This window comes from Sinomonas sp. P10A9 (assembly GCF_041022165.1).
Lineage (GTDB): Bacteria > Actinomycetota > Actinomycetes > Actinomycetales > Micrococcaceae > Sinomonas > Sinomonas puerhi.
This window is the reverse complement of the sequence record NZ_CP163302.1, coordinates 2306598-2326696: the sequence shown is the minus strand read 5'-3', so window position 1 is coordinate 2326696 and position 20099 is coordinate 2306598. Positions and strand designations below refer to the sequence as shown.

The window sequence follows — 20099 nt, the reverse complement described above, 5'->3', positions numbered from 1 at the left end:
AGTGCCTGGTACAGCCCGGGTTCCCCGGGTTCTGAGCATTGCCGGCTCCGATCCTTCGGGCGGAGCCGGCATCCAGGCCGACCTCAAGAGCATCGCCGCGATGGGCGGATACGGGATGTGTGCCATCACGGCACTCACCGCGCAGAACACTCGCGGTGTCACGGCAGTCCACACGCCGCCGCCTGAGTTCCTCGCCGCCCAGCTCGAGGCCGTCGGCAGCGACATCGCGGTGGACGCCGTCAAGATCGGCATGCTCGCCGATGCGGAGGTGATCCGCACCGTGGCGGCATGGCTCGACGCGACACGGCCGGACGTCGTCGTGCTCGATCCCGTGATGGTCGCCACGAGCGGTGACCGGCTGCTCGCGCCCGACGCCGAGGAAGCCCTTCGCGGTCTGCTGACGCGGGCGCACCTCATCACGCCGAACCTGCCCGAGCTGGCCGCGCTCCTCGGGGAGCCGACAGCGTCCACGTGGGCCGTGGCCCTTGACCAGGGCACGCGGCTGTCCGAGCGCACGGGCGCGACGGTGCTCGTGAAGGGCGGCCACCTCGCAGGGTCGAGCTGTCCGGATGCGCTCGTCGACGCGAACCATCCCGAGGGTCCTCTGATCGCCGAGTTCGGCGGCGAGCGGATCGATACCCCCAATACGCACGGGACGGGCTGCTCGCTCTCCTCCGCGCTCGCGACGGTACAGGCGCGCACTGGTGACTGGCAGCGTTCGCTGGCCGTGGCCAAGGCATGGCTGCGCGGCGCCCTCGAGGCTTCGGGTGAGCTCGAGGTCGGGCACGGCCACGGTCCCGTGCACCACTTCCACCATGCTCAGGCCTCTGTGCCCCTCGCCGAGGGGGAGTTCACGGATTCCCTGTGGGAGGACACGGCGAAGGTGCGGGCGGAGATCGATGCCCTGCCTTTCATTGCGGAGCTGGACGGAGGCACGCTGCCCGAGGCCCACTTCGCGTACTACCTGACTCAGGACGCGCTCTACCTCAATGGCTATTCGCGGGTCCTGGCCCGTGCGAGCGCCCTCGCGCCGAGCGAGGAGGAGCAGGCCTTCTGGGCCGAGGGTGCCCGGGTATGCCTCGCGGTCGAGGCGGAGCTGCACCGCACCTGGCTGTCCCGTCACCCGGTTCAGGCGCACGACGCCGCCGGGCAGCGGCTTCCGGATGTCTCACCTTCCGGTGCCTCTCGTGGTGGCGCCCCACGATCGGGTGCGGACGGCGCGGGGCGTCCGGGCCCCGTGACGAAGGCCTACGTGGACCATCTTCTGGCCGCCTCCGCCTCGGGGAGCTATGCCGTGCTCGCCGCTGCTGCGCTGCCCTGCTACTGGATCTACGCCGAAGTCGGTTCGGCGCTGCACGCGCGGCATGCCGGCCGCCCGGAGTCGGGGAAGCATCCGTACGCCGAGTGGATTGGCACGTACGCGGACGAGGCGTTCGCCGCGTCGACGCGCCGTGCCATCGCGTACACGGATGCGGCCGGCCGGCGGGCGTCAGCCCCCGAGCGCGAGGCGATGCGGGAGGCCTTCATGGCCTCATCCGTCTATGAGCGGGAGTTCTTCGACGCGCCGCGCCGGTATGCGTGAGCACAGGTGCCCCGCGCGTGGGCTAGACTGTACAGGCGTGCTTGCCGGTCGATGATGGCCGGTGGCCGGCTCATTTGCGGCCGGGCAGAGGACTAGCGTATCCTTGATCCTCGGTGCTTGCGCCGTCACTTGGGGTTCACTCCCAGGGATTCCCCTTGCGGACTCACGGCAGAAAGCACAGTTTGGACGCCTGACGCGCCGTGCAGTGCACGGACGCCGGGCGTCGCGCGCAAAGAGCTTTTAGAAATATCGTCGAGAGAAGTGAGTTCCCCAGTGGTGTACGCGATTGTCCGCGCCGGCGGCCGTCAGGAGAAGGTTTCCGTCGGAGACTACGTCACCCTCAACCGCGTGGCCGGTGAGGCTGGCAGCACTATCGAGCTGCCCGCCCTCCTGCTGGTCGACGGTGAGAAGGTTACCTCTGCCGCTGCTGAGCTGGCTCAGGTGACGGTCACGGCCGAGGTCCTCGAAGACCTCCGTGGCCCGAAGATCGTCATTCAGAAGTACAAGAACAAGACCGGTTACAAGAAGCGCCAGGGCCACCGCCAGGAGCTGACCAAGGTCAAGATCACCGGCATCAACGCCTGAACCTCTCCGGTTCGCCCAGACTCTAGATTTCCTCAGGGAGGCACAGCTCATGGCACATAAGAAGGGCGCAAGCTCCACTCGCAACGGCCGCGACTCGAACGCTCAGTTCCTTGGCGTCAAGCGCTTCGGCGGCCAGACTGTCAACGCTGGCGAGATCATCGTCCGCCAGCGCGGCACGCATTTCCACCCGGGCAACGGCGTCGGCCGCGGCAAGGACGACACTCTGTTCGCCCTGACGCCCGGTGCGGTCCAGTTCGGTACCCGTCGCGGCCGCCGCGTCGTGGACATCGTCGCTGCGCAGGCATAACGCTGCAGTGACCCGCGCCCATCAGGGCGCGCCCAGCATGAGGGTGGAGTGGGCCAGTGGTCCGCTCCACCTTTTGCTGTCCCCACCGGATTCCCGAGGGGCCAGCACTAGAATCGGGTCAGACCCGAAGACCTTAGGAGTTACAAGTGGCCAGCTTCGTCGACCGTGTGGTCCTCCACGTCTCGGGCGGGAACGGTGGCCACGGCTGCGTCTCGGTCAAGCGGGAGAAATTCAAGCCGCTGGGCGGTCCTGACGGCGGGAACGGTGGGAACGGGGGCGACGTCGTCCTGCGTGTCTCCCACCAGACCACCACGCTGCTCGACTACCACCACTCGCCGCACCGCAACGCCGACAACGGCGGTCCCGGGATGGGCGACTGGCGCGCCGGGCACAGCGGCGAGACGCTCGTGCTGCCGGTACCGGACGGCACCGTCGTCAAGTCCCGCGACGGAGAGGTCCTCGCCGATCTCGTCGGCGAAGGCACCGAGTTCATCGCCGCAGCGGGCGGTCAGGGCGGTCTCGGCAACGCTGCGCTCTCGTCTGCCAAGCGGAAGGCGCCGGGCTTCGCACTCCTGGGCATTCCGGGCGAACAGGGCGACATTGTCCTCGAGCTCAAGTCGATCGCGGACATCGCCCTCGTCGGCTTCCCCTCCGCCGGCAAATCGAGCCTCATCGCCGCGATGTCTGCTGCGCGGCCCAAGATCGCCGACTACCCGTTCACGACGCTCGTGCCGAACCTCGGGGTGGTCCAGGCCGGCGACGTGCGCTTCACCATCGCGGACGTGCCCGGCCTCATCGAAGGTGCCAGCGAGGGCCGCGGCCTCGGCCACGACTTCCTGCGGCACGTCGAGCGGTGCGCGGCGATCGTGCACGTTCTCGACTGCGGGACGCTTGAGGCTGACCGGAACCCCCTCGATGACCTCGATGTGATCGAACGCGAGCTCGAGAAGTACGCGGTCGACATGAGCTACGCGGGCGTCGACGGCGAAGCCACGCCGCTCAACGAGCGGCCCAAGCTCGTAGCCCTGAACAAGACCGACCTCCCGGACGGCCAGGAGATGGCCCAGATGGTCCGCCCGGAGCTGGAGCGGCGGGGCTACCGCGTGTTCGAGGTCTCGGCGACCAGCCACGCGGGGCTCAGGGCGCTTGGCTTTGCGATGGCGGAGATCGTCCAGGCGGCGCGGGACTTGCTCGAGACCGCCCCGCCCAAGGTGACGCCGACGATCCTGCGCCCTCGAGCCGTCAACAAGACGGAGTTCACGATCCGGCGCGAGGAACGCAACCTCGAGCCGCTGTTCCGCGTGCTCGGCGACAAGCCCGAGAAGTGGGTCATCCAGACTGACTTCACCAATGAGGAGGCCATCGGCTATCTCGCCGACCGGCTCAACCGTCTCGGCGTCGAGAACGAGCTCTTCAAGGTCGGGGCAAAGCCGGGAGACACCGTCGTGATCGGCGAGGAGGACGGCGTGGTGTTCGACTGGGAGCCGACCATGATGACGGGCGCCGAGCTGCTCACGGGCCCCCGCGGAACGGACTTGAGGCTCGCTGACTGGGAGCGTCCGACGCGTGCTGAGAAGCGCGAGGACTATGAGGACCGCAAGGCTGCCAAGGCGGCCGCCCGCGATGAGCTGGAAGCCGAGCGGCGCGCCGGGATCTGGACCGAGTCCTCCCGCCGTCGTGCCGCTGGAGCGGATGCGGCCCACGAGTCGACCCGCGCGGCAGTGGCGAGCGAGGAGGCGGCCGAGGGGGATTGGGCCGATGACGACAACCTCTGAAGTGCAGGTCGCAGGACGTGAGTGGCTGCCTGCTGCGCGTCGCATCGTGGTCAAGGTTGGCTCGTCGTCCCTCACGACTATCCGGGGCGGCATCTCCGAGAAGGCCCTCGCCGCGCTCGTCGACACGCTCGCTGAGCGGGCCAACATGGGCACCGAGATCGTGCTCGTCTCCTCGGGCGCGATCGCTGCGGGGCTTGCGCCGCTGGGCCTCGCCCGCAGGCCCAAAGACCTCGCGACCCAGCAGGCCGCTGCGAGCGTTGGCCAGGGGCTCCTCATGGCCCGGTACACGCAGGCGTTCGGAGCGCACGGCGTCACGGTGAGCCAGGTCCTCCTCACCGCGGATGACCTGGTGCGCCGCACCCAGTACAAGAACGCGCACCGCGCTCTGGAGAAGCTCCTCCACCTCGGGGTGGTCCCCGTGGTCAACGAGAACGACACCGTCGCGACCCACGAGATCCGCTTCGGAGACAACGACCGCCTCGCCGCCCTCGTCGCGCACCTCGTCCACGCGGACGCGCTCGTGCTGCTCTCGGACGTCGACTCCGTGTACACGGGGCCGCCGTCAGAGGGCGGGACCCGGATCGGGCATGTGCGTGGTGCGGGGGACCTCGACGGTGTCCGGATCGGCAGCGCGGGCAAGGCAGGCGTGGGCACGGGCGGCATGGCGACCAAGGTTGAGGCCGCCACGATCGCTGCGAGCTCGGGGATACCTGCCCTCGTGACCTCTACCTCGGCGGCCTCGCGGGCGCTGGCCGGGGAGGACGTCGGGACCTGGTTCAGCGTCAGCGGCCGGCGCAAGCCGGTTCGGCTCCTGTGGCTCGAGCATCTCGCCGCGGTCCGGGGGACCCTGACGCTCGACGACGGCGCGGTGCGGGCCGTCGCGGACCGCCACCGCTCGCTGCTGCCCGCCGGCGTGACGGCCGTGTCCGGGGACTTCGAAGCCGGCGACCCCGTGGAGATCGCGGACCAGTCGGGGCACGTGCTCGCGCGCGGGCTCGTGAACTTTTCCGCGGACGAGCTGCCGGCGATGCTCGGACGCTCCACGAGAGACCTCGGGCGCGAGATGGGGCCGGAGTACGAGCGCGTCGTCGTCCACGTGGACGACCTCGTGCTCCTCTGAGAAGTTTTTCACGCTGCAGCCCTGCCGCTTTGTGGCCCGGCGCTCGGCGCTGCTCGCCCCTGTGGCACGGGTGGGGCCGGGCGCGGGCGCGTCTCGGTAGACTTGATGCATGACTGACACTGCGCGTGAGGCCGCGCCCGATACCCTTCCCGCCGAGCAGACTGCTGCCGCTGCCCCGGCAATGGAGAGCCCGGCACTGGGAAGCGCGGCCGCGGACACCGCAGTGGACGTCGAGGCTGCGGTCAACGCGATGGGAGATCGTGCCCGCGCAGCATCCCGAGTCCTCGCCCGTGCGAACCGGGCGTGGAAGGACCGCGCCCTCCGCGCGATCGGTGCCGCCCTCAAGGCGAACGAGGCGCAGGTTCTCGCGGCCAATGCCAAGGATCTGGAAGCCGGGCGTGCCAATGGCACATCCACGGCCCTCCTCGACAGGCTCGCCCTCACCCCGGCACGCATCGACGGGCTTGTCGATGCCCTCGAAACGCTCGCGGGCCTCCCCGATCCCGTAGGAAATGTGGTGCGCGGCCAGACCCTCCCCAACGGCCTGCGCGTCCGTCAGGTGAACGTTCCGATGGGCGTGGTTGCCGCGATCTACGAGGCCCGACCCAACGTCACAGTGGACATCGCCGGCCTCGCGCTCAAGAGCGGCAACGCTGTGATCCTGCGCGGCGGCAGCGCCGCCGCCCACACGAACGCCGCACTTCTGGACATCCTGCGGGACACGCTCGATTCCGTCGGGCTGCCCGCGGACGCAGTCCAGAGCGTCGATGCCTATGGCCGCGAGGGCGCCAACGCGTTGATGAAGGCACGCGGGCGAGTCGATGTGCTCATTCCGCGGGGTGGGCGTGAGCTCATCCAGAACGTCGTGCTCAACTCGACGGTCCCCGTCATCGAGACCGGCGAGGGCAACGTGCATATCTTCATCGACGCGAGCGCGGACGAGGACATGGCCGTTGAGATCCTCGTCAACGCCAAGACTCAGCGACCGAGCGTATGCAACACGGTCGAGACGGTCCTCATGCACCGTGATTCGACAGTCCTGCCGGCCGTGGCGCGCGCTCTTGCCGCGCGGGGGGTCCGGCTCCATGTGGACGGCCGCACCATGGCTGCCCTTCCGGACGGTGTCAGCGCCGAGCCGGCCACCGAGTACGACTGGGCCACCGAGTACATGGACCTCGAGATCGCCGTCGCGACGGTTGACAGCCTCGACGACGCACTCGCCCACATCCGCCGTTGGACCACCGGACATACCGAGGCGATCATCACCAATGACCTCGCCAATGCCGAGCGGTTCATTGCGGAGATCGATTCCGCTGCCGTCATGGTGAACGCCTCGACACGATTCACGGACGGGGGGGAGCTGGGACTCGGGGCCGAGGTCGGCATCTCGACCCAGAAGCTGCACGCGCGCGGGCCGATGGGCCTTTCCGAGCTCACGACCACCAAGTGGATCGTGCAGGGCGAGGGACAGGTCCGCGGCTGATCCGCCGGGGTAGGATGAAACCTAGCCCAAGGAGCTGCACCCGCAGCTGAATACCTGAGTTACGACCTGAAGGGGAGACCATGCTGGCATCGCTGATCAGCGCAGCTGTCACTGTGAGCGGCGAGGCCGCAGGCCAGGAGGCGCCGGCGCCGCTTATCGCGCCGCCCTTCGTGATCGGAGGCGCCATGTTTGTCATCTTCGTGATCCTCCTGTTCGTCACGGCCTCCTACACGAACCTCGGCCGCCGCCACGAGGCCGTCGACGAGCATGCTGACCCGCACCGTCAGCACCCGAACAAGCACGACCGCGGTCAGGGCCACTGAGCCCTTTCGCCTTGGCCCCGGGAGAGCAGCCCGAGAGCGGACGGCGCGTCCGTCTCGGCGTCATGGGCGGAACCTTCGACCCGATCCACCACGGGCACCTTGTCGCAGCCAGTGAGGTCGCCGCGAGGTTCGACCTCGATGAGGTCGTCTTTGTGCCGACCGGGGAACCGTGGCAGAAGTCGGGGCGCAGGGTCAGTCCTCCGGAGCACCGCTACCTCATGACGGTGATTGCGACGGCGTCGAACCCGCGCTTCACTGTCAGCCGGGTGGACATCGACCGTCCAGGGCCGACCTATACGATCGACACTCTGCGCGACTTGCGGCGTCTGCGGCCCGAGGCTGATCTCTACTTCATCACGGGTGCGGACGCCATGGAGCAGATCGTCTCGTGGAAGGACGTCGACGAACTCTGGGAGCTGGCCCACTTTGTGGGTGTGACGCGCCCCGGGCATGAGCTCCACGATCTGGGACGCAAGGACGTGAGCCTCCTCGAGGTCCCGGCCATGGCGATTTCCTCGACGGACTGCCGTACCCGCGTGGCGGTGTCCGACCCGGTCTGGTATCTCGTGCCGGATGGAGTGGTGCAGTACATCGCCAAGTACGGCCTCTACCTCACTGAAGAACACGACGGAACTCGCCCGAGCAAGGACGGCAGACGGGGCCAGGACAACCACGGAGAGGCAGGGAGCGCAGCAGCTGCTGCGCGGTGAGCCAAGCATGAGCAACGAGGACAAGCCGATGACGAGCCGGCGCGAGCGTCGCCTCGCACAGGCCTCGCTCGACGCTGCCGAGGGAACGCGGCTGACGCCAGCCCAGGCGGAGGCCGAGGCCCGCGGTCGGGCTGAAGCGGAGGCTGCCGCGGCGCGGGAGCGCGCTGAAGCGGAGGCTGCCGCGGCGCGGGAGCGCGCCGCGGCGCAAGCGCGAGCCGATGCGGAGGCTGCCGCGCGGGAGCGTGCCACGGCCAGGAGAGCCGCCCAGAGCGCGGCTGAGGCTGCAGCACGAGCCGAGGCGTGGCCGTCGTCCGCCGATCGCTCCGGAGGTGAGAGTCTGCGGGCCCGCCGCTCGCACGAGGCCGACCCCGGCCAGCCCCAGGCCGAGCGGAGCTCGCAGGCCAGAGCCCGCGACCGCGCTGCCCAACGGGTGCGGCGTGAACTCGCCGAGAAGGAGCAGGCCGCCCAGCAGTCGTTCCCGACCCGACGGTCCATCCGTGAGCGGGAGACGGGCAAGCTCCCCACGGTCGGCACGCCCCTGCCGGCGACGCAGCCGGAGCCCGAAGGCGGTCAATCGCTGCCCGCTCAGGCTCTGCCGGTGATCCCGGCCCCCCACGGGCACGCCAGCCACAGCGCGGGCAGCGCGGGGCGTGCTCCGGTACCGGGCGTGGACCCGGCGCCTCCCACGGCGATGCAGGGGATCGTGCCGCAGGGGCTCACCGTGACCCCGGCGCTCGGCCCTGAGACCGGTTCGTTCCGCAGACTGAGCCACGACCAGATCACGGCAGCTCGGGAGCTCCTCAAAGAGCAGGCCAAGAACCAGACCGCCATGCTCGAGGCGCAGCGAGGCGGGAGCGGCACGGACGTCGATCCGGCGGTGCTCGCGGAGCAGGTGGCCATGGCAGAGCGTGCCGCGATTCTCAACCGCCGTGCGCAGGCCAAGCAGCGCCTTGCCGAGGAATCACGCAGGGACGCCGTGGCCCCGCCGCGCAAGGCCCCGGCTCCCGCCGCGACGGACAATCTGGCGATGGTGACCCCACTCGAGTTCGTGCGCCTCCCGGGAGTGCCGCACCCGGTGATGAAGCCGCCCTCCACAACTCACGTGCCCGTGATCACGGGCAGGACGGCGCGGCAGCGCCCGCCGCAGCCCGTCTCCGCACCGATGTCGTCCCGGAGGACTGAGCCGCCCGAGGGCGCACCTGTGTCGGCGCGCAGCGCCCACGGGCTCGACCCCCTGAACTCCGCGGAGGCAGGAGCGGGTCGCGCCGAACGCGAGCGGCTGATCCTCCTCGGGGTCGCCGCTGTGGGCCTCCTGGCCCTCATCGTGGCCATCATCATGATCGTGCTCGGCAGCAAATAGCCTCCGCAGCAAAATGTCAGCAACCCCGTAGGAGAAGAGTGAGCGCAACAGAACAGGCCATCGAGCTGGCTCGGACGGCAGCCAAGGCTGCTGCCGACAAGCTGGCGGAGAATATTGTGGCGGTGGACGTGAGCGAGCGTCTGGCCATCACCGACATCTTCGTCATCGCGTCCGCGGAGTCGGAGCGCCAGGTGAACGCGGTCGTCGACAACGTCGAGGACGAGCTCATGGTCCAGCTCGACCGGCGCCCCGTGCGCCGCGAGGGCAGGTCCGAGGGCCGCTGGGTCCTCTTGGACTTCGGCGATGTGGTGGTGCACGTCATGCATGACGAGGACCGTGCCTTCTACGCGCTCGAGCGCCTGTGGAAGGACTGCCCGGTGATCGACCTCGGGCTCGACGGCGCCGGAGCATCCGCCTCCGCCGCGGGCTGAGGCCCGTGACGACTGACTCCGCAGGCGCGGGATACTCGCGGGTAACGGGCAGGCGCATTGTCTTCTGGCGCCACGGACGCACCGACTGGAACGCCGCCGGACGCTTCCAGGGCCAGATCGACGTCCCGCTCAACGAGGAGGGGCGGCAGCAGGCCGCCGAAGCCGCCCTGCGGCTCGCTTCACTCTCGCCGGACGCGATCGTGTGTTCGGATCTCGCCCGGGCACGCACGACGGCGGACGCGCTCGCCTCCGTCACAGGCCTGCCCGCGAAAGTTGATGCTGGCCTCCGCGAGACCAACGCGGGGAACTGGCAGGGCCACACGTTCGACGCGATCCGCACCATGGACCCCGACGCCCTCCACCTCTGGGAGGACGGCGACGTGCACACCGCGGCGGGCGGTGCCGAGACACGGCTCGATGTGGCCTCACGGGTCCACCAAGCCGTGGACCGTGCCCTCGGTGACGTTCCCGCGGACGGCACGCTCGTCGTCGTGAGCCACGGCGGCGCGATTCGCGTGGGGCTTGCGCACCTGCTCGGCCTGCCCCACGACCTCTGGGGTGCGCTCTCCGGGCTGTCCAACTGCTCGTGGTCGATCCTCGAGGAGCGCAGGCCCCACAACGACGGCTCTCTGCGGTGGCGCCTCGGCGAGCACAACGCGGGCACGCTGCCCGTGCCCGTGACCCTCGAGGAGGGGTGACGCACGACGCCGCCCGGTCGCCCGGCGTGCGGCTCGGCGGATTTGTGCGGACGCCGCGCGACGATCTAAGATAGTCGAGTTGCTCCGAACGGGGTGGGCTGGCCGAAAGGCCCTTGTTCACGCTGATGGAGTGGACTTTCGGGGCTGTGGCGCAGCTGGTAGCGCACCTGCATGGCATGCAGGGGGTCAGGGGTTCGAGTCCCCTCAGCTCCACGGGGGTATGGCGCAGTTGGTAGCGCGTCTGCATGGCATGCAGAAGGTCAGGGGTTCGAATCCCCTTACCTCCACCATAAGTGTCTTATTCGAACCTATGGCCGAATAAACACTGGACAACGAAATAGGATCTGACGCCCTCGCGATGCGAGGGCGTCGTTCTATGTCCACCAATGTTCGTTCGGCGTCCTGGCGTCCCTCTTTGGTGGCCCAGGCGGTCTTCGCGGCGCGGATGCTGGCGAATGGTTCGGCGGGGTCGGTTGTGACGTCCCCTACCTGGTCGACATAGATCTTCTCGAAGAAGGATTGGTTCATCAGCCGGCGGGTGGCATCCGTGGCCGAGCGGTAGAGCGCGGCTGGATTCTCGACAAGTCCGATCGCCTTCCTGAGAAGCTCGCCGCCGACAGTCAGTTCTGCCGTGACGTTCGCCATAGCGTCCTGCGCCTTGCGCTTCTCGACGTGGATCTCGTGGAGCTTCGCGCGGATCTTCTGTTGCGGCAGCGTGCCGTCGGCGGCCAGATCGATGAGGCGTTCCTCTTTGACTTCAAGCTCCTTGATCTGGCGACTGACATTGGCGTGGATATCGCGCATACTGCCTTGCTCGTCGGCGAGTGCCTGATCGATACGCGCTCGGACATCTGCCACGAAGCTTGTCGGCAGATCGAGCGTCTCGTAGTGCCATTCCAGTGCGTCTTCGATTCGGTCGACCGGCAGATACGGCAGAGTGCAGATGCCTTCTTTTCGCCCCCGACACACGTAATAGTGATATGTGCCGCCGCGGCCGACAGCCTCGGTGAAAATCATGCGACTGGTCCTACCCGCGTCATGGCAACGCCGACAGAAGAGCATGCCCTTCGCGAAGTGGTGATGGACGCGATCCCGTTGCCCGCGACGGCTGCGACGATCCATCACTTCCTGGACCTGTTCGAATAGCTCCTGCCCGACGATCGGCTCGTGACGTCCCGGGTAGACATCGCCCTTGTACGTGACGTAGCCGCAGTAGTAAGGGTCCTTGAGCATCTGATGAAGCTTGCTGAGCGTGATGGGCCTTTCAGAAGCGCGTGCTGTCGCGCGTGATGTGAGACCCAGATCAGCCGTGGCGGCTTCGAGCCGCTCAAGCGTGTAGTCTCCGGTGGCGTACAGCTCCCACGCCTTGAGAATCAAAGGAGCGCGTTGCGCGTCGAGCTCGACTGTGTTGACCTGGCGACCGTCGATGTCCTTGCGGACATTCAAATACCCCAGCTTGGCTCTGCCGATCGTGCCGCCGTTGATGGCCTTGTTACGCATCTTGATGCGGATGTCCTCGCCGCTGAGCTGGTTCTGGACTTGGTTCATGATGTCGGTGACGGCTTCCATGGCTTCGGCGTAGGTGCCTTCGCCGAAGTCTTCACGAGCGGATAGCAGCCGGACGCCGAGCTTGTCGAGGTGTCGTTTGGTGATGGCAGCATCGACGAAATTGCGGAAGGCGCGCGAGCGGGCGTAGACGATGACATAGTCCACGTCGGGGTGTTCCGATAGGAAGCTCATCATCTCCTTGAACACAGGTCGCTTCTCGATGGTCTGGGCGGAGACACCTGGCTCGACGAACTCCCGAAGGATCTCGGCACCCAAGGCGCCAGCCTTTTGTTCGCAGACGTCCCGCTGGGTGGCGATGGAGTTGCCGTCCTTGTCGATGTCGATGGCGGTCTCCGTCTGCCGCTTGCTGGACACGCGCAGGTAGAGCACGGATTTCCGGGGCTTGAGCTGGTCGAGTTCCTCGATAGTCATGGTCACACTCCTTGTGGGCGGGCGGTGCGGTTGAAGCGGTACTGCCATGTACGGCTGAAGGGGGTGCTGGCGGGGGTGCACCGTGAGGCAGGTTCGATGATGCCCGTCTGGCGGAGGCGGACGGCCATGGCAGCCTCAGAGACCTGGAAGAGGTCGGCGAGGTCGCGGGTGCGCTGGATGCCGCTGTAGTAGGCGCGCTTGAGGAGCTTCTTGGGCACGAGGAGGCAACCGGCGAAGTAGTCGGCGGCCTGTTCGGCCTGCTGTTGCGGCGTCGCATCGCGTGTTCCCAGGTAGAGGGTGTCGGCGCGGTTGTGGTCGACGATGTGCTTGTACTCGTGGGCAAGGGTGAAGCGCTGGCGCCGGTAGTTCTCGTGCTTGTTGAGCTCGATGATCCATGCGTTGCCGTTCCAGAAGCTCGCGCCGGAGATGGGTGCGTCGACGAGTTCGATTTCGATCTTGGGCAGTCCTGGGATCAGTTCTGTTGGGATGGGGCCGTCATCGATGCGGTGGAGCTCGAGGAGACGGGTTGCCTGGTGTTCGGCGACGCGTAGGGCCTCGCTCTGGCTTGTGACGGTGCGGTGAGGGATGAGCGCGCGGAGGCTGGCCAGGACGCTACGCTCGGTTGAGTTTGATGCTGCTTGTATTGTCATGGCTGTCTCCTTCCTAATCTTGGGGTTATTCGTCCTCGCCGGGGGCGGGACCATTGTTGAGATGGATGCCGTGGCGTTTGGCGACCTCTTTGAAGTGGTCGTCGATTTCTTTGAGTGCGCCTTCGGGCATGTCCTTGAATTTCGTGCGGAGGTACGGTGCCAGGGCTGGCAGGTCGGAGTCCCGTAGGAGGCTCGACTCGGCGAGCAGCTCGGTCAGCGGGATGTCCAGGACGTCCGCGATGGCGCGGAGGTTGTCCATGCGCGGGTTGCTGATCTGTCCTAGCTCGAGCCGGGTGATGGTGCCCTTGGCCACGCCCGCTTGGCGGGCGACCTCGCTGGCTGAGAGGCCGAGCTTCTCGCGTTGGCTGCGGATGGCGTCTGCCAGTCCTTGTACGTCGTATTCTTCTTGCATTTCGTTATTCTCCACTCATGATTATGGGCCGGTCGTTCAATTCATTCAACGATTTAAGCGAATTCTACAACGGAAAACCGGTTCGCGGAGGAGCGAAATTCGGCGCGGAATTCCGGGTCAGTAGCGGCTTGAGAATACGTAGACGCCACTGTCGGATTCAACGGTGAAGACGTCGCCGCTGGCTTCGAGATCCTGAGCCATGGCGTGGCCGTCGATCTTGACGTACGAGCGGATCGATTCGGGGAGGGATTCGTCGAGGATGCGGGCGTAGCCGAGGTCGTCGATGAGCTGCTCGGTGTAGACGTCGAGGGTCTCGTACTCGCCGAGGTAGGCGTCGTCGAAGTAGGTCCAGTCCTCCTGGTCGAGGCCGGTGTAGTCGAGCCAGGCGGCGAAGGCGGGCCCCTTCTCCTTGATGTGCTCGGCGATGGCGGCGACGCGTTCGATGCTGTCGTACTCGCCCAGTCGGAGCGGGCCGAAGTTCTCGTAGTCGTGGATGGCCCATTCTTCAGGGGCGGGCTCCTTCGAGGTGGCCAGCATGGCCTCGATCTCGCGGTGGATCGCGTCGGCGCCGATGGTGGCGTCGATCCAGGTGCCGTGGAGCCGGCCGTTGACGTAGTCGGCGAGCGAGGCGACGTAGATGGCCGGTGTTGTGTCCGGATCGTGTTCGCGCTCTGGGGTGCTGTTGGGGGTCATTTCGTGGTTCATAGGGTTCCTCCTTCCAGATGGCTTTGTTGTGAGTAGGCCCGGCAGGGACAGTGGCTGGCCTTGTGGGCCTGCTCGCTGTCGCCTGCCGGGCTGTGGCTCGGTCAGCGTCCTCGAGCGCGGGGCTTCTCGGTGGCCTGTTCGGTGCCGAACAGGGTGGCGATGGCCTCGCGGCGGGCGGCGGCTTCACGTTCGATCTCCGCCATGGCGGATTCGGCCTGGGAGGCCAGATCAGTGCTGTCCTTGACGCTCGCGATGTGCGCCGCCAAGGCCTTCCTGATCTCGTCGGTGATGGTGCTGCCGCGCAGCTGGGCGATGAGCGTCAGCTGCGTGTGGACGTCCGGTTCGAGCCGGATGGCGAGAGTCTTCACTCCTGCCGGGTTGTGGCGGTCGGTTCCGCCTGCGGGGGTCGTCATGACAACTCCTCGGTGTGTGCGGCTGGCGGGGCTCCGGGATGGAGCCCTGGTCACCGGCCGCAGTGCACCGACGAGCTGCCCTGCTCTCTGCTCTCAGGCGGCGCGGGTACCGTGGATGCGCTGAGTGGCTTCCCTGGCATAGATCGGGTTCAGCTCGATGCCGATCCAGTTTCGGTCCAGGCCTTCGGCGACGACGGCTGTAGTGCCGCTGCCGATGAAGGGGTCGAGCACGACGCCGGGTTCCGGGATACCTGTGTGAGTGCATTGAGGTTGGAGGGCGAGGCGGACTGCGGAGTGCCCGAGCCGTCTGACGGGGCTGGTCCAGGGCGCATGGCAGGTGCGGCAGCGGGCGGCCGGGGCTCCCGCCAGGATGCAGCGCTCTGCCAGTGCGCGCGGGAAGGCGGCGTGGTGGCTGCCGGTGCCTGGGGCGGTCGGGATCGTCCAGACGTCGCCGGGGTTCTTGCCGAGTGGATGCCCTGCCCTGCCCTCGCGCTGGAGGGCGCTGAGGCCGTTGGTGCGGTTCGCGTTCGGGCCACGCCAGTCCTGACGTCGCGGCGGGTGGCGGCTCGCAGCGCGGCGGCGCTTGCTGGTGGGGCTGGTGTGCGGGGCGCGGATGGCGCTGAGGTCGAAGTGGTAGTGGGACTGTTTGGCGAAGAGGTAGATGACCTCGTGGGCGGCGGTGAGCCGGTCGCGGACGCTGGAGGGCATGGGGTTCGGTTTGGCCCAGACGATCTTGTTGCGGAGGATCCAGCCGTCTTCCTGCAGGAGTCGGGCGACGCGTTCGGGGGCGAGGAGCAGGCCTTTGGCGGGCGCGCCCTGCCTGGGGTGCATTGCGTAGGTGTCGCCGAGGTTGAGCCAGAGTGTGCCGGTCGGGACGAGCACTCGGTGGACTTCCCTGGCGATGTCGCGCACTGCCGTGGCCCAGTCGTCGACGTGCGGTTCGAGGCCGAGCTGGCCCGCGTCGTCGTAGTCGCGGAGCCGGAAGTACGGTGGGCTGGTCAGGCACATGTCCACGCTGCCGGGCGCGAGGCGCTGGAGTGTGGCGAGGGCGTCGCCTACGAGGATGCGGTTGAGCGGCTCAGTCATGGCTGTAGCCATCCATGAGGCGGGCGGCCGTGTCGCGGAGCGGGGCGATGGTGTAGGCGCTGGTCGGGTACTTCGGGCTGTTGTCGATGTCCCTGCGGAGGCTGTCGCGGCGGCGTTCTGCCGTCTGGGTCCGGGTGGCGTCCATGGCCCAGACGATGCGGGGGAAGGTGCCGTAGGTGCGGTGCTCTGCCCCGGTGGCGCGGTATGCCTCGTAGGCGTCGCATTTGCCCAGTAGTGTGGGCAGGCTCTCGTGGCCGAGGTCGACTTCGACGAAGAAGGCGTCGACGTCCGGGTCACCGGGGTGCTCGGCGAGCTCGACGTAGAGGTCGGGCTTGAGCGTCTGAGGTGCGCCGAGGAGGTCGGTGTAGCGGCGCCGTGCTTCGTGCTCGGGGGCGAGGCGGACGACTTCGGCGCGGCGCCTGTGGGCTTCGTGGAGGAAGTCGACGGCGAGGTCTGCGATTGCCAGGGTGTGGTCGACGAACCGTGCCGAGGGCTCCTCGGGTCGCCTGCGGGTGCGGCCGGGGCGCTGCTGGCGCAGGATGCGGTCGCCGACGGCATCGATGTAGTAGACCATCCCTTCGGAGCCCGAGCGGATGCCGCCGATGCGCCGGGCCAGCACGCCGAGGATCCGCAGGCCGCGCAGCCGGGAGAGGACGCGGCGGCAGGTCCGCGCGGCCGACTCGACCGTGTGGTGATCGGTGAAGTGGAAGGCCTGGAGATGCGCCGCGGTGAGGAACCGGTAGTGCTCGACCGAGCCGAGGACAGCGAGGTCGCGGCTGCTGAGCTGGGCAGCGATGTCCCGCAGCCGGCTCGCGCTGATCCTCTTCCCTGCGTGCGGACCGGGATGCGGAGCAGGCCCGGTATTCGGCGCCACTGTTCCGCCCGTTCCCGCCCTGGCCTGCGCAGATGCTGCTGGTGGGGTCGACGCGATCGGGTAGCCGGTCGGTAGGGTCTCGTGGTCGCTCATGGCTGGGTCCTCCGCCGCTTCCCCATCCCGTCACCAGTGTCGGAATCCGGGATGGCGGCGGCGCGGAGCTGCTGGTCAATCATGGCGGCGGGTGTGCCGTAGCCGGCTCGGCTGGCACGCCGGACCGCATCCGGAGCGCTCGTGGTTGGGGGTGTGTCGAGGGTGCGCCCGGAGGCCCAGTCGGTCACGGCGCCGTGGCGGACGAGCTGGGTGTAGACGTGGCGGGCCGGCAGCGCCATGAAGTCCTCGGGCTCGAGCCCCGGCGCCATGGCGGCGGCGGCCTTGGCGTCGCGGGCTGCGAGCTGGAAGAAGATGCGGGAGCGGCAGTTCGCCTCGAACGCGGTCCGCATCGAGAGCGGGAGCTGATCGAGGTACTGGTGGGCGACGTGGAAGGCTGCGCCGAGGCTCCGTGAGGTTGCCAGGGCCTCGCTGAGGTCCGTCGTCGGCAGGCGCAGGTACTCCTGGACCTCGTCGAGCACGACCGTGATCGTGTCCCGGTTTCGCGGCGGGATGGCGGCGCGCTCTTGGATGGCCTGCCAGAGCTCGCCTACGACCAGGGCGCCGAACAGTTGTGCAGCCTCGGGCCCGATGACACCCTTCTGCAGCGGCACGAGCAGGATCTTTTTCTCCGTGAGCACTTGACGGATGTTGAAGCGCGGGGCGGGCTGGGCCAGGACGCGGCGCAGGTGCTTGTCGAGCAGAGGGCGGACCTTGTTCATTAGGGGTGCGACGACCTGGGCCGCAGCGTCGGGGGAGAGCTGGTCGAACCAGTGCCAGAACGGACCGGCCGAGATCGGGTCGGCCGAGGCGATGGGCTGGACGATCCGGGTGCGGAAGGCGCGGTTGCCGAGGAGCAGCGGCAGTTGGGCCAGGCTTGCCCCGTCCGTGTGTGCCAGTGCGGTGAGGGCGTGCCGGAGGATGTCACTGCTGCGCGGGCCGAGCTGGTCACCGTAGAGGGCGCGGAAAGTGCCGAAGAGCTGATCGGCGACGAGCTCGAAGGAGCGTCCGTGGCGGTCGAGCGGGTTGATGCCCACGGGGGCCTCGTCGAGCGGGTCGACCAGGACGACGTCCTTGATGCGCCTCGCCGGGATATGGCTCAGAAGGTCGCGGATGAGGTCCTTGGGCTCGACGACGACGATGCCCCTGCCCGCTTCCATGTCACCTATAAGCAGGTGCAGTAGCAGCGAGGACTTGCCCACTCCGGTGGGTCCCATGGTCCAGACGTGGCGGGTGCTGTCGGCTGCGGAGATGCCGAGCGGGATGTGTTCGGTGCCTGGCGCGGTTGATTCGGCGATGATCCGGTCCTGGGCTGTGGCAGTGAAGGACGGGCGGATCGGGCGTGGGTGGGCTGGCGGCTGACCCGGGTAGGTCGCCTCGGCGGTGGTGGTCGGCCAGGCGCTGAGGCGCCCGACTTCGGTCACGGTCAGGTGCTGTCCGGTCGGGGTGAGCAGCGGCCAGGTGTTTGTGGGTTGGTTGAGCCGGTCCGGGCGTTCGGGTCGGAAGGTGAAGCGCATGCCGGGGGCGCCGAGGGAGCGGAAGGCGTTCACGACGCCGCGGATGAGGCTCAGGGCGCGGGCGTCGTCGGCGGCGTGCACGCCGAGGCGGACGACGGCGGCGAAGCCGGGTTCGGCCCGTTTAACCTCCACGCTGCGGCGTACCCCTGCCCGCCCTTCTGGCTGGACGCCGCCGACCAGGATCGACGTGAGGCCCTGGTCTAGCTTCGGCTGCTCCGTCGGAGTCAGTCGCGGGGCGATGCGTGGGCCGAGGACGACCTGGACGATCATCCGCTCTGTGCCCTTCAGGGCGGTCAGGGCGGCGAGGATGGTCCGGGTCGAGCTATCTGCCTCGTGGGCCTGGAGGGGCTGGGCTGCGGGGGAGAAGGCCACCCTCCCCGCCGAGGCGGCCGGGAGCCGCTCGTCGTCGGCTTCGACGACGAGCGCGTCGTGGACGAGTTGCTCGATGTCGCGGCGGACGGCGGCGGCGTGGCGGCGCTGTGTGCCGGCGAGGTACCGCACGCCGGTGCGGTCGGCGCGGGCCTCCAGGACGATGAGCGGGGCGTGGATCTGGGCCGCCCAGGAGCGCAGCAGTCCGACGGTCAGGGCGTCGTCGAGCGGTTGGGGCCAGTAGATGCGCTGCCAGACGAGGCGGCTGAGGTGGTCGTCGCGGCTACTCACGGTTGCTGCCCTCCCGTGGCCGCTTGGGGCGTTCGGTCTCGTGCTGTGCCTGGGCCTCGCGCTCGGCTTCGGCTTGCGCTAGGGCGATGACGGCGCGGCTGAGTTTGCGCAGGTCCGGGCGGTCGCGCTGGACGCCTTCGATGATGATCCTCCGCTCTTCCCGTGGCTGGATGTGGCGCCTGCGGTTGTTCTTGGTCATGGTGTGTTCCCTCCTTTCTGCCGGTGCTGTGGCTTGGTCGACGTGGTCGTTCAATGTGTTGAACGGTGTCTGCGCTCTACTATGCGTTCAATGAGTTGAACGTTCAAGTGAGTTTGTTCAAACCACAACACCGGCAGGTAGGCCGTGCTTGCCCGGTAGGGGCGGCGGTATTTCAGTAACGGCCGCGCAGGTAGCGCATGAGCGCCCAGGCGACCCAGATGAGCGTGACGACGCCCGCCGCGATCACGAGGAACGGCAGGATGGCCTGGAGCACCTGTGTCGCGCAGTACAGTGCGACGGCGGCGAGCAGGATAGACATACACGCCCCGATGGTGCGGTCGAACCAGGACTTCGGGTCGTTCCCGTTCACCGGTGGCGCTCCATCTCCAAGTGGAGCCCTGTCGGCAGTCCGTGGCGGATGCAGTCCAGGGCGAACTGGAGCTGGTCGAGGACGTACTGCTTGGTCAGGGCGTAGTAGACGACCTGGCCGAGGGCGTCGGCCTGCAGCAGGTGCCATTCGAGGTCGTCCCGGCTGAATCCGGCGCGTTCGAAGCGGCGCATCTGCCAGCGGGCCAAGTCGTACTCGTCAGGACTTGAGAAGCTCAGGCCCATCTCGACGTGACCGACGTCGTGGAGGTAGCGGTAGGCCATGTTGGCATCGGGGGAGCCGAACACGACGCTACTGGTGTTCTCGTCGGAGACCGGCAGCGGTCTGCCCTCCTTGTGCGAGAGCCAGAACGCCTCGCACAGGTCCTTGTAGCGGTTCGGCGCGTCGTGGGCCGGGGCCCAGCCGAAGAGGAGCCGCTGCTCGGTGCGGTTGGCCTGTTCCATGGCCCAGTCGCTCAGGCGCTTCTGTGCGGCGGTCAGATCGGTCGGTGTGAAGTTTTCGGGCATGACGAATATCCCCTCTCTGGAGGCATGGTTTGAAAAGGAGGTCCGGAGAAGTCCTCCGGGGGCGGCTACCGGCGGCGGCGCATCTCGCGCACGGCGTCCTGATAGCGGCCGTTGAGCCGAGTGACGGCGGTCTCGGCGTCGCGGCGGGCACGCAACCGGCCGAGGTGGACGGCCACAGCGTTGCCGAGGCACGTGACTGCAAGGACCACGGCGGCCGCGACGATCAGGGCGGCAAGGGTTGCCAT

Annotated in this window: 22 protein-coding genes, 2 tRNA genes and 1 pseudogene; 13 read left to right on the top strand and 12 right to left on the bottom strand. The window is 68.1% G+C overall.

Annotation, left to right across the window (positions count from 1 at the left end):
* Window position 1: 1 nt before the first annotated feature.
* The 13 genes from thiD (at window position 2) to AB5L97_RS10505 (ending at window position 10664) form a co-directional block, all read left to right on the top strand.
* Window positions 2-1582: a bifunctional hydroxymethylpyrimidine kinase/phosphomethylpyrimidine kinase gene (thiD, locus tag AB5L97_RS10565; protein WP_369044678.1), complete on the top strand. Its 1581-nt coding sequence runs from the start codon at window positions 2-4 to the stop codon at window positions 1580-1582.
* A 273-nt stretch (window positions 1583-1855) separates the two neighbouring features.
* Window positions 1856-2167: a 50S ribosomal protein L21 gene (gene rplU, locus AB5L97_RS10560; RefSeq protein WP_307959186.1), complete on the top strand. Its 312-nt coding sequence runs from the start codon at window positions 1856-1858 to the stop codon at window positions 2165-2167.
* A gap of 49 nt (window positions 2168-2216) precedes the next feature.
* Complete coding sequence (gene rpmA, locus AB5L97_RS10555) at window positions 2217-2474, top strand: 50S ribosomal protein L27 (protein ID WP_307959156.1); 258 nt, start codon at window positions 2217-2219, stop codon at window positions 2472-2474.
* A gap of 146 nt (window positions 2475-2620) precedes the next feature.
* A complete protein-coding gene (gene obgE, locus AB5L97_RS10550) occupies window positions 2621-4249 on the top strand; it encodes a GTPase ObgE (RefSeq protein WP_307959155.1) in 1629 nt (542 codons plus the stop codon).
* Entirely contained in the window at window positions 4233-5369 is a 1137-nt protein-coding gene (proB, locus tag AB5L97_RS10545; RefSeq protein ID WP_369044677.1) for a glutamate 5-kinase, read from the top strand. The genes obgE and proB overlap by 17 nt, the downstream gene beginning before the upstream one ends.
* A 181-nt stretch (window positions 5370-5550) precedes the next feature.
* The gene (locus tag AB5L97_RS10540) at window positions 5551-6852 is read left to right on the top strand and encodes a glutamate-5-semialdehyde dehydrogenase (protein WP_369047411.1); all 1302 of its coding nucleotides are present in this window, start codon (window positions 5551-5553) and stop codon (window positions 6850-6852) included.
* Between the two features lie 80 nt (window positions 6853-6932).
* Entirely contained in the window at window positions 6933-7175 is a 243-nt protein-coding gene (locus AB5L97_RS10535; protein WP_307959153.1) for a hypothetical protein, read from the top strand.
* Window positions 7176-7186: 11 nt separating this feature from the next.
* Window positions 7187-7885 (top strand): nicotinate-nucleotide adenylyltransferase, encoded by a 699-nt coding sequence (gene nadD, locus AB5L97_RS10530; protein WP_307959152.1) that lies wholly within the window; start codon window positions 7187-7189, stop codon window positions 7883-7885.
* Window positions 7886-7892: 7 nt separating this feature from the next.
* The gene (locus AB5L97_RS10525; RefSeq protein WP_369044676.1) at window positions 7893-9245 is read left to right on the top strand and encodes a hypothetical protein; all 1353 of its coding nucleotides are present in this window, start codon (window positions 7893-7895) and stop codon (window positions 9243-9245) included.
* A 38-nt stretch (window positions 9246-9283) separates the two neighbouring features.
* Window positions 9284-9676: a ribosome silencing factor gene (gene rsfS / locus AB5L97_RS10520; protein ID WP_307959150.1), complete on the top strand. Its 393-nt coding sequence runs from the start codon at window positions 9284-9286 to the stop codon at window positions 9674-9676.
* Between the two features lie 5 nt (window positions 9677-9681).
* Entirely contained in the window at window positions 9682-10374 is a 693-nt protein-coding gene (locus tag AB5L97_RS10515; RefSeq protein ID WP_369044675.1) for a histidine phosphatase family protein, read from the top strand.
* Between the two features lie 140 nt (window positions 10375-10514).
* Window positions 10515-10587: transfer RNA gene (locus AB5L97_RS10510), tRNA-Ala, on the top strand.
* Between the two features lies 1 nt (window position 10588).
* Window positions 10589-10664, top strand: a tRNA-Ala gene (locus AB5L97_RS10505).
* Between the two features lie 664 nt (window positions 10665-11328).
* Here AB5L97_RS10505 and AB5L97_RS10500 read toward each other — a convergent pair.
* From AB5L97_RS10500 to AB5L97_RS10445, 12 genes and pseudogenes are all read right to left on the bottom strand, one after another.
* Window positions 11329-12354: pseudogene (locus tag AB5L97_RS10500) on the bottom strand (recombinase family protein); the annotation flags it as partial.
* A 2-nt stretch (window positions 12355-12356) separates the two neighbouring features.
* Complete coding sequence (locus tag AB5L97_RS10495) at window positions 12357-13004, bottom strand: ImmA/IrrE family metallo-endopeptidase (RefSeq protein ID WP_369044674.1); 648 nt, start codon at window positions 13002-13004, stop codon at window positions 12357-12359.
* Window positions 13005-13029: 25 nt separating this feature from the next.
* Window positions 13030-13416, bottom strand: coding sequence for a helix-turn-helix domain-containing protein (locus tag AB5L97_RS10490; RefSeq protein ID WP_369044673.1), 387 nt, complete (start codon window positions 13414-13416; stop codon window positions 13030-13032).
* A 117-nt stretch (window positions 13417-13533) separates the two neighbouring features.
* The gene (locus tag AB5L97_RS10485; RefSeq protein WP_369044672.1) at window positions 13534-14121 is read right to left on the bottom strand and encodes an antirestriction protein ArdA; all 588 of its coding nucleotides are present in this window, start codon (window positions 14119-14121) and stop codon (window positions 13534-13536) included.
* A 101-nt stretch (window positions 14122-14222) separates the two neighbouring features.
* On the bottom strand, window positions 14223-14534 hold the full coding sequence (locus tag AB5L97_RS10480; RefSeq protein ID WP_229229273.1) for a hypothetical protein: 312 nt from the start codon (window positions 14532-14534) through the stop codon (window positions 14223-14225).
* A gap of 93 nt (window positions 14535-14627) precedes the next feature.
* Window positions 14628-15620 carry a DNA-methyltransferase gene (locus tag AB5L97_RS10475; RefSeq protein WP_369044671.1) on the bottom strand — a complete coding sequence of 331 codons (993 nt, stop codon included), beginning with the start codon at window positions 15618-15620 and terminating at the stop codon, window positions 14628-14630.
* Window positions 15613-16587, bottom strand: coding sequence for a replication-relaxation family protein (locus tag AB5L97_RS10470; protein ID WP_369044670.1), 975 nt, complete (start codon window positions 16585-16587; stop codon window positions 15613-15615). The genes AB5L97_RS10475 and AB5L97_RS10470 overlap by 8 nt, the downstream gene beginning before the upstream one ends.
* Window positions 16584-18761 carry a type IV secretory system conjugative DNA transfer family protein gene (locus AB5L97_RS10465; protein WP_369044669.1) on the bottom strand — a complete coding sequence of 726 codons (2178 nt, stop codon included), beginning with the start codon at window positions 18759-18761 and terminating at the stop codon, window positions 16584-16586. Before AB5L97_RS10465 ends, AB5L97_RS10470 begins: the two co-directional genes overlap by 4 nt.
* Entirely contained in the window at window positions 18754-18960 is a 207-nt protein-coding gene (locus tag AB5L97_RS10460) for a hypothetical protein (protein WP_369044668.1), read from the bottom strand. Before AB5L97_RS10460 ends, AB5L97_RS10465 begins: the two co-directional genes overlap by 8 nt.
* A 172-nt stretch (window positions 18961-19132) precedes the next feature.
* Window positions 19133-19330 carry a hypothetical protein gene (locus AB5L97_RS10455; protein WP_369044667.1) on the bottom strand — a complete coding sequence of 66 codons (198 nt, stop codon included), beginning with the start codon at window positions 19328-19330 and terminating at the stop codon, window positions 19133-19135.
* Window positions 19327-19854 (bottom strand): hypothetical protein, encoded by a 528-nt coding sequence (locus tag AB5L97_RS10450; RefSeq protein ID WP_369044666.1) that lies wholly within the window; start codon window positions 19852-19854, stop codon window positions 19327-19329. The genes AB5L97_RS10455 and AB5L97_RS10450 overlap by 4 nt, the downstream gene beginning before the upstream one ends.
* Window positions 19855-19919: 65 nt before the next feature.
* Window positions 19920-20099, bottom strand: a complete 180-nt coding sequence (locus tag AB5L97_RS10445; protein ID WP_369044665.1) for a hypothetical protein — start codon at window positions 20097-20099, stop codon at window positions 19920-19922.

Coding starts and splice junctions, on each gene's coding strand:
- AB5L97_RS10535 (WP_307959153.1), top strand. CDS start 6,933: ATGCTGGCATCGCTGATCAGCGCAGCTGTCACTGTGAGCGGCGAGGCC.
- AB5L97_RS10495 (WP_369044674.1), bottom strand. CDS start 13,004: ATGACAATACAAGCAGCATCAAACTCAACCGAGCGTAGCGTCCTGGCC.
- AB5L97_RS10470 (WP_369044670.1), bottom strand. CDS start 16,587: ATGAGCGACCACGAGACCCTACCGACCGGCTACCCGATCGCGTCGACC.
- AB5L97_RS10460 (WP_369044668.1), bottom strand. CDS start 18,960: ATGACCAAGAACAACCGCAGGCGCCACATCCAGCCACGGGAAGAGCGG.
- proB (WP_369044677.1), top strand. CDS start 4,233: ATGACGACAACCTCTGAAGTGCAGGTCGCAGGACGTGAGTGGCTGCCT.
- AB5L97_RS10445 (WP_369044665.1), bottom strand. CDS start 20,099: ATGGCAACCCTTGCCGCCCTGATCGTCGCGGCCGCCGTGGTCCTTGCA.
- AB5L97_RS10540 (WP_369047411.1), top strand. CDS start 5,551: ATGGAGAGCCCGGCACTGGGAAGCGCGGCCGCGGACACCGCAGTGGAC.
- AB5L97_RS10485 (WP_369044672.1), bottom strand. CDS start 14,121: ATGAACCACGAAATGACCCCCAACAGCACCCCAGAGCGCGAACACGAT.
- AB5L97_RS10490 (WP_369044673.1), bottom strand. CDS start 13,416: ATGCAAGAAGAATACGACGTACAAGGACTGGCAGACGCCATCCGCAGC.
- rpmA (WP_307959156.1), top strand. CDS start 2,217: ATGGCACATAAGAAGGGCGCAAGCTCCACTCGCAACGGCCGCGACTCG.
- AB5L97_RS10480 (WP_229229273.1), bottom strand. CDS start 14,534: ATGACGACCCCCGCAGGCGGAACCGACCGCCACAACCCGGCAGGAGTG.
- AB5L97_RS10450 (WP_369044666.1), bottom strand. CDS start 19,854: ATGCCCGAAAACTTCACACCGACCGATCTGACCGCCGCACAGAAGCGC.
- AB5L97_RS10525 (WP_369044676.1), top strand. CDS start 7,893: ATGAGCAACGAGGACAAGCCGATGACGAGCCGGCGCGAGCGTCGCCTC.
- AB5L97_RS10475 (WP_369044671.1), bottom strand. CDS start 15,620: ATGACTGAGCCGCTCAACCGCATCCTCGTAGGCGACGCCCTCGCCACA.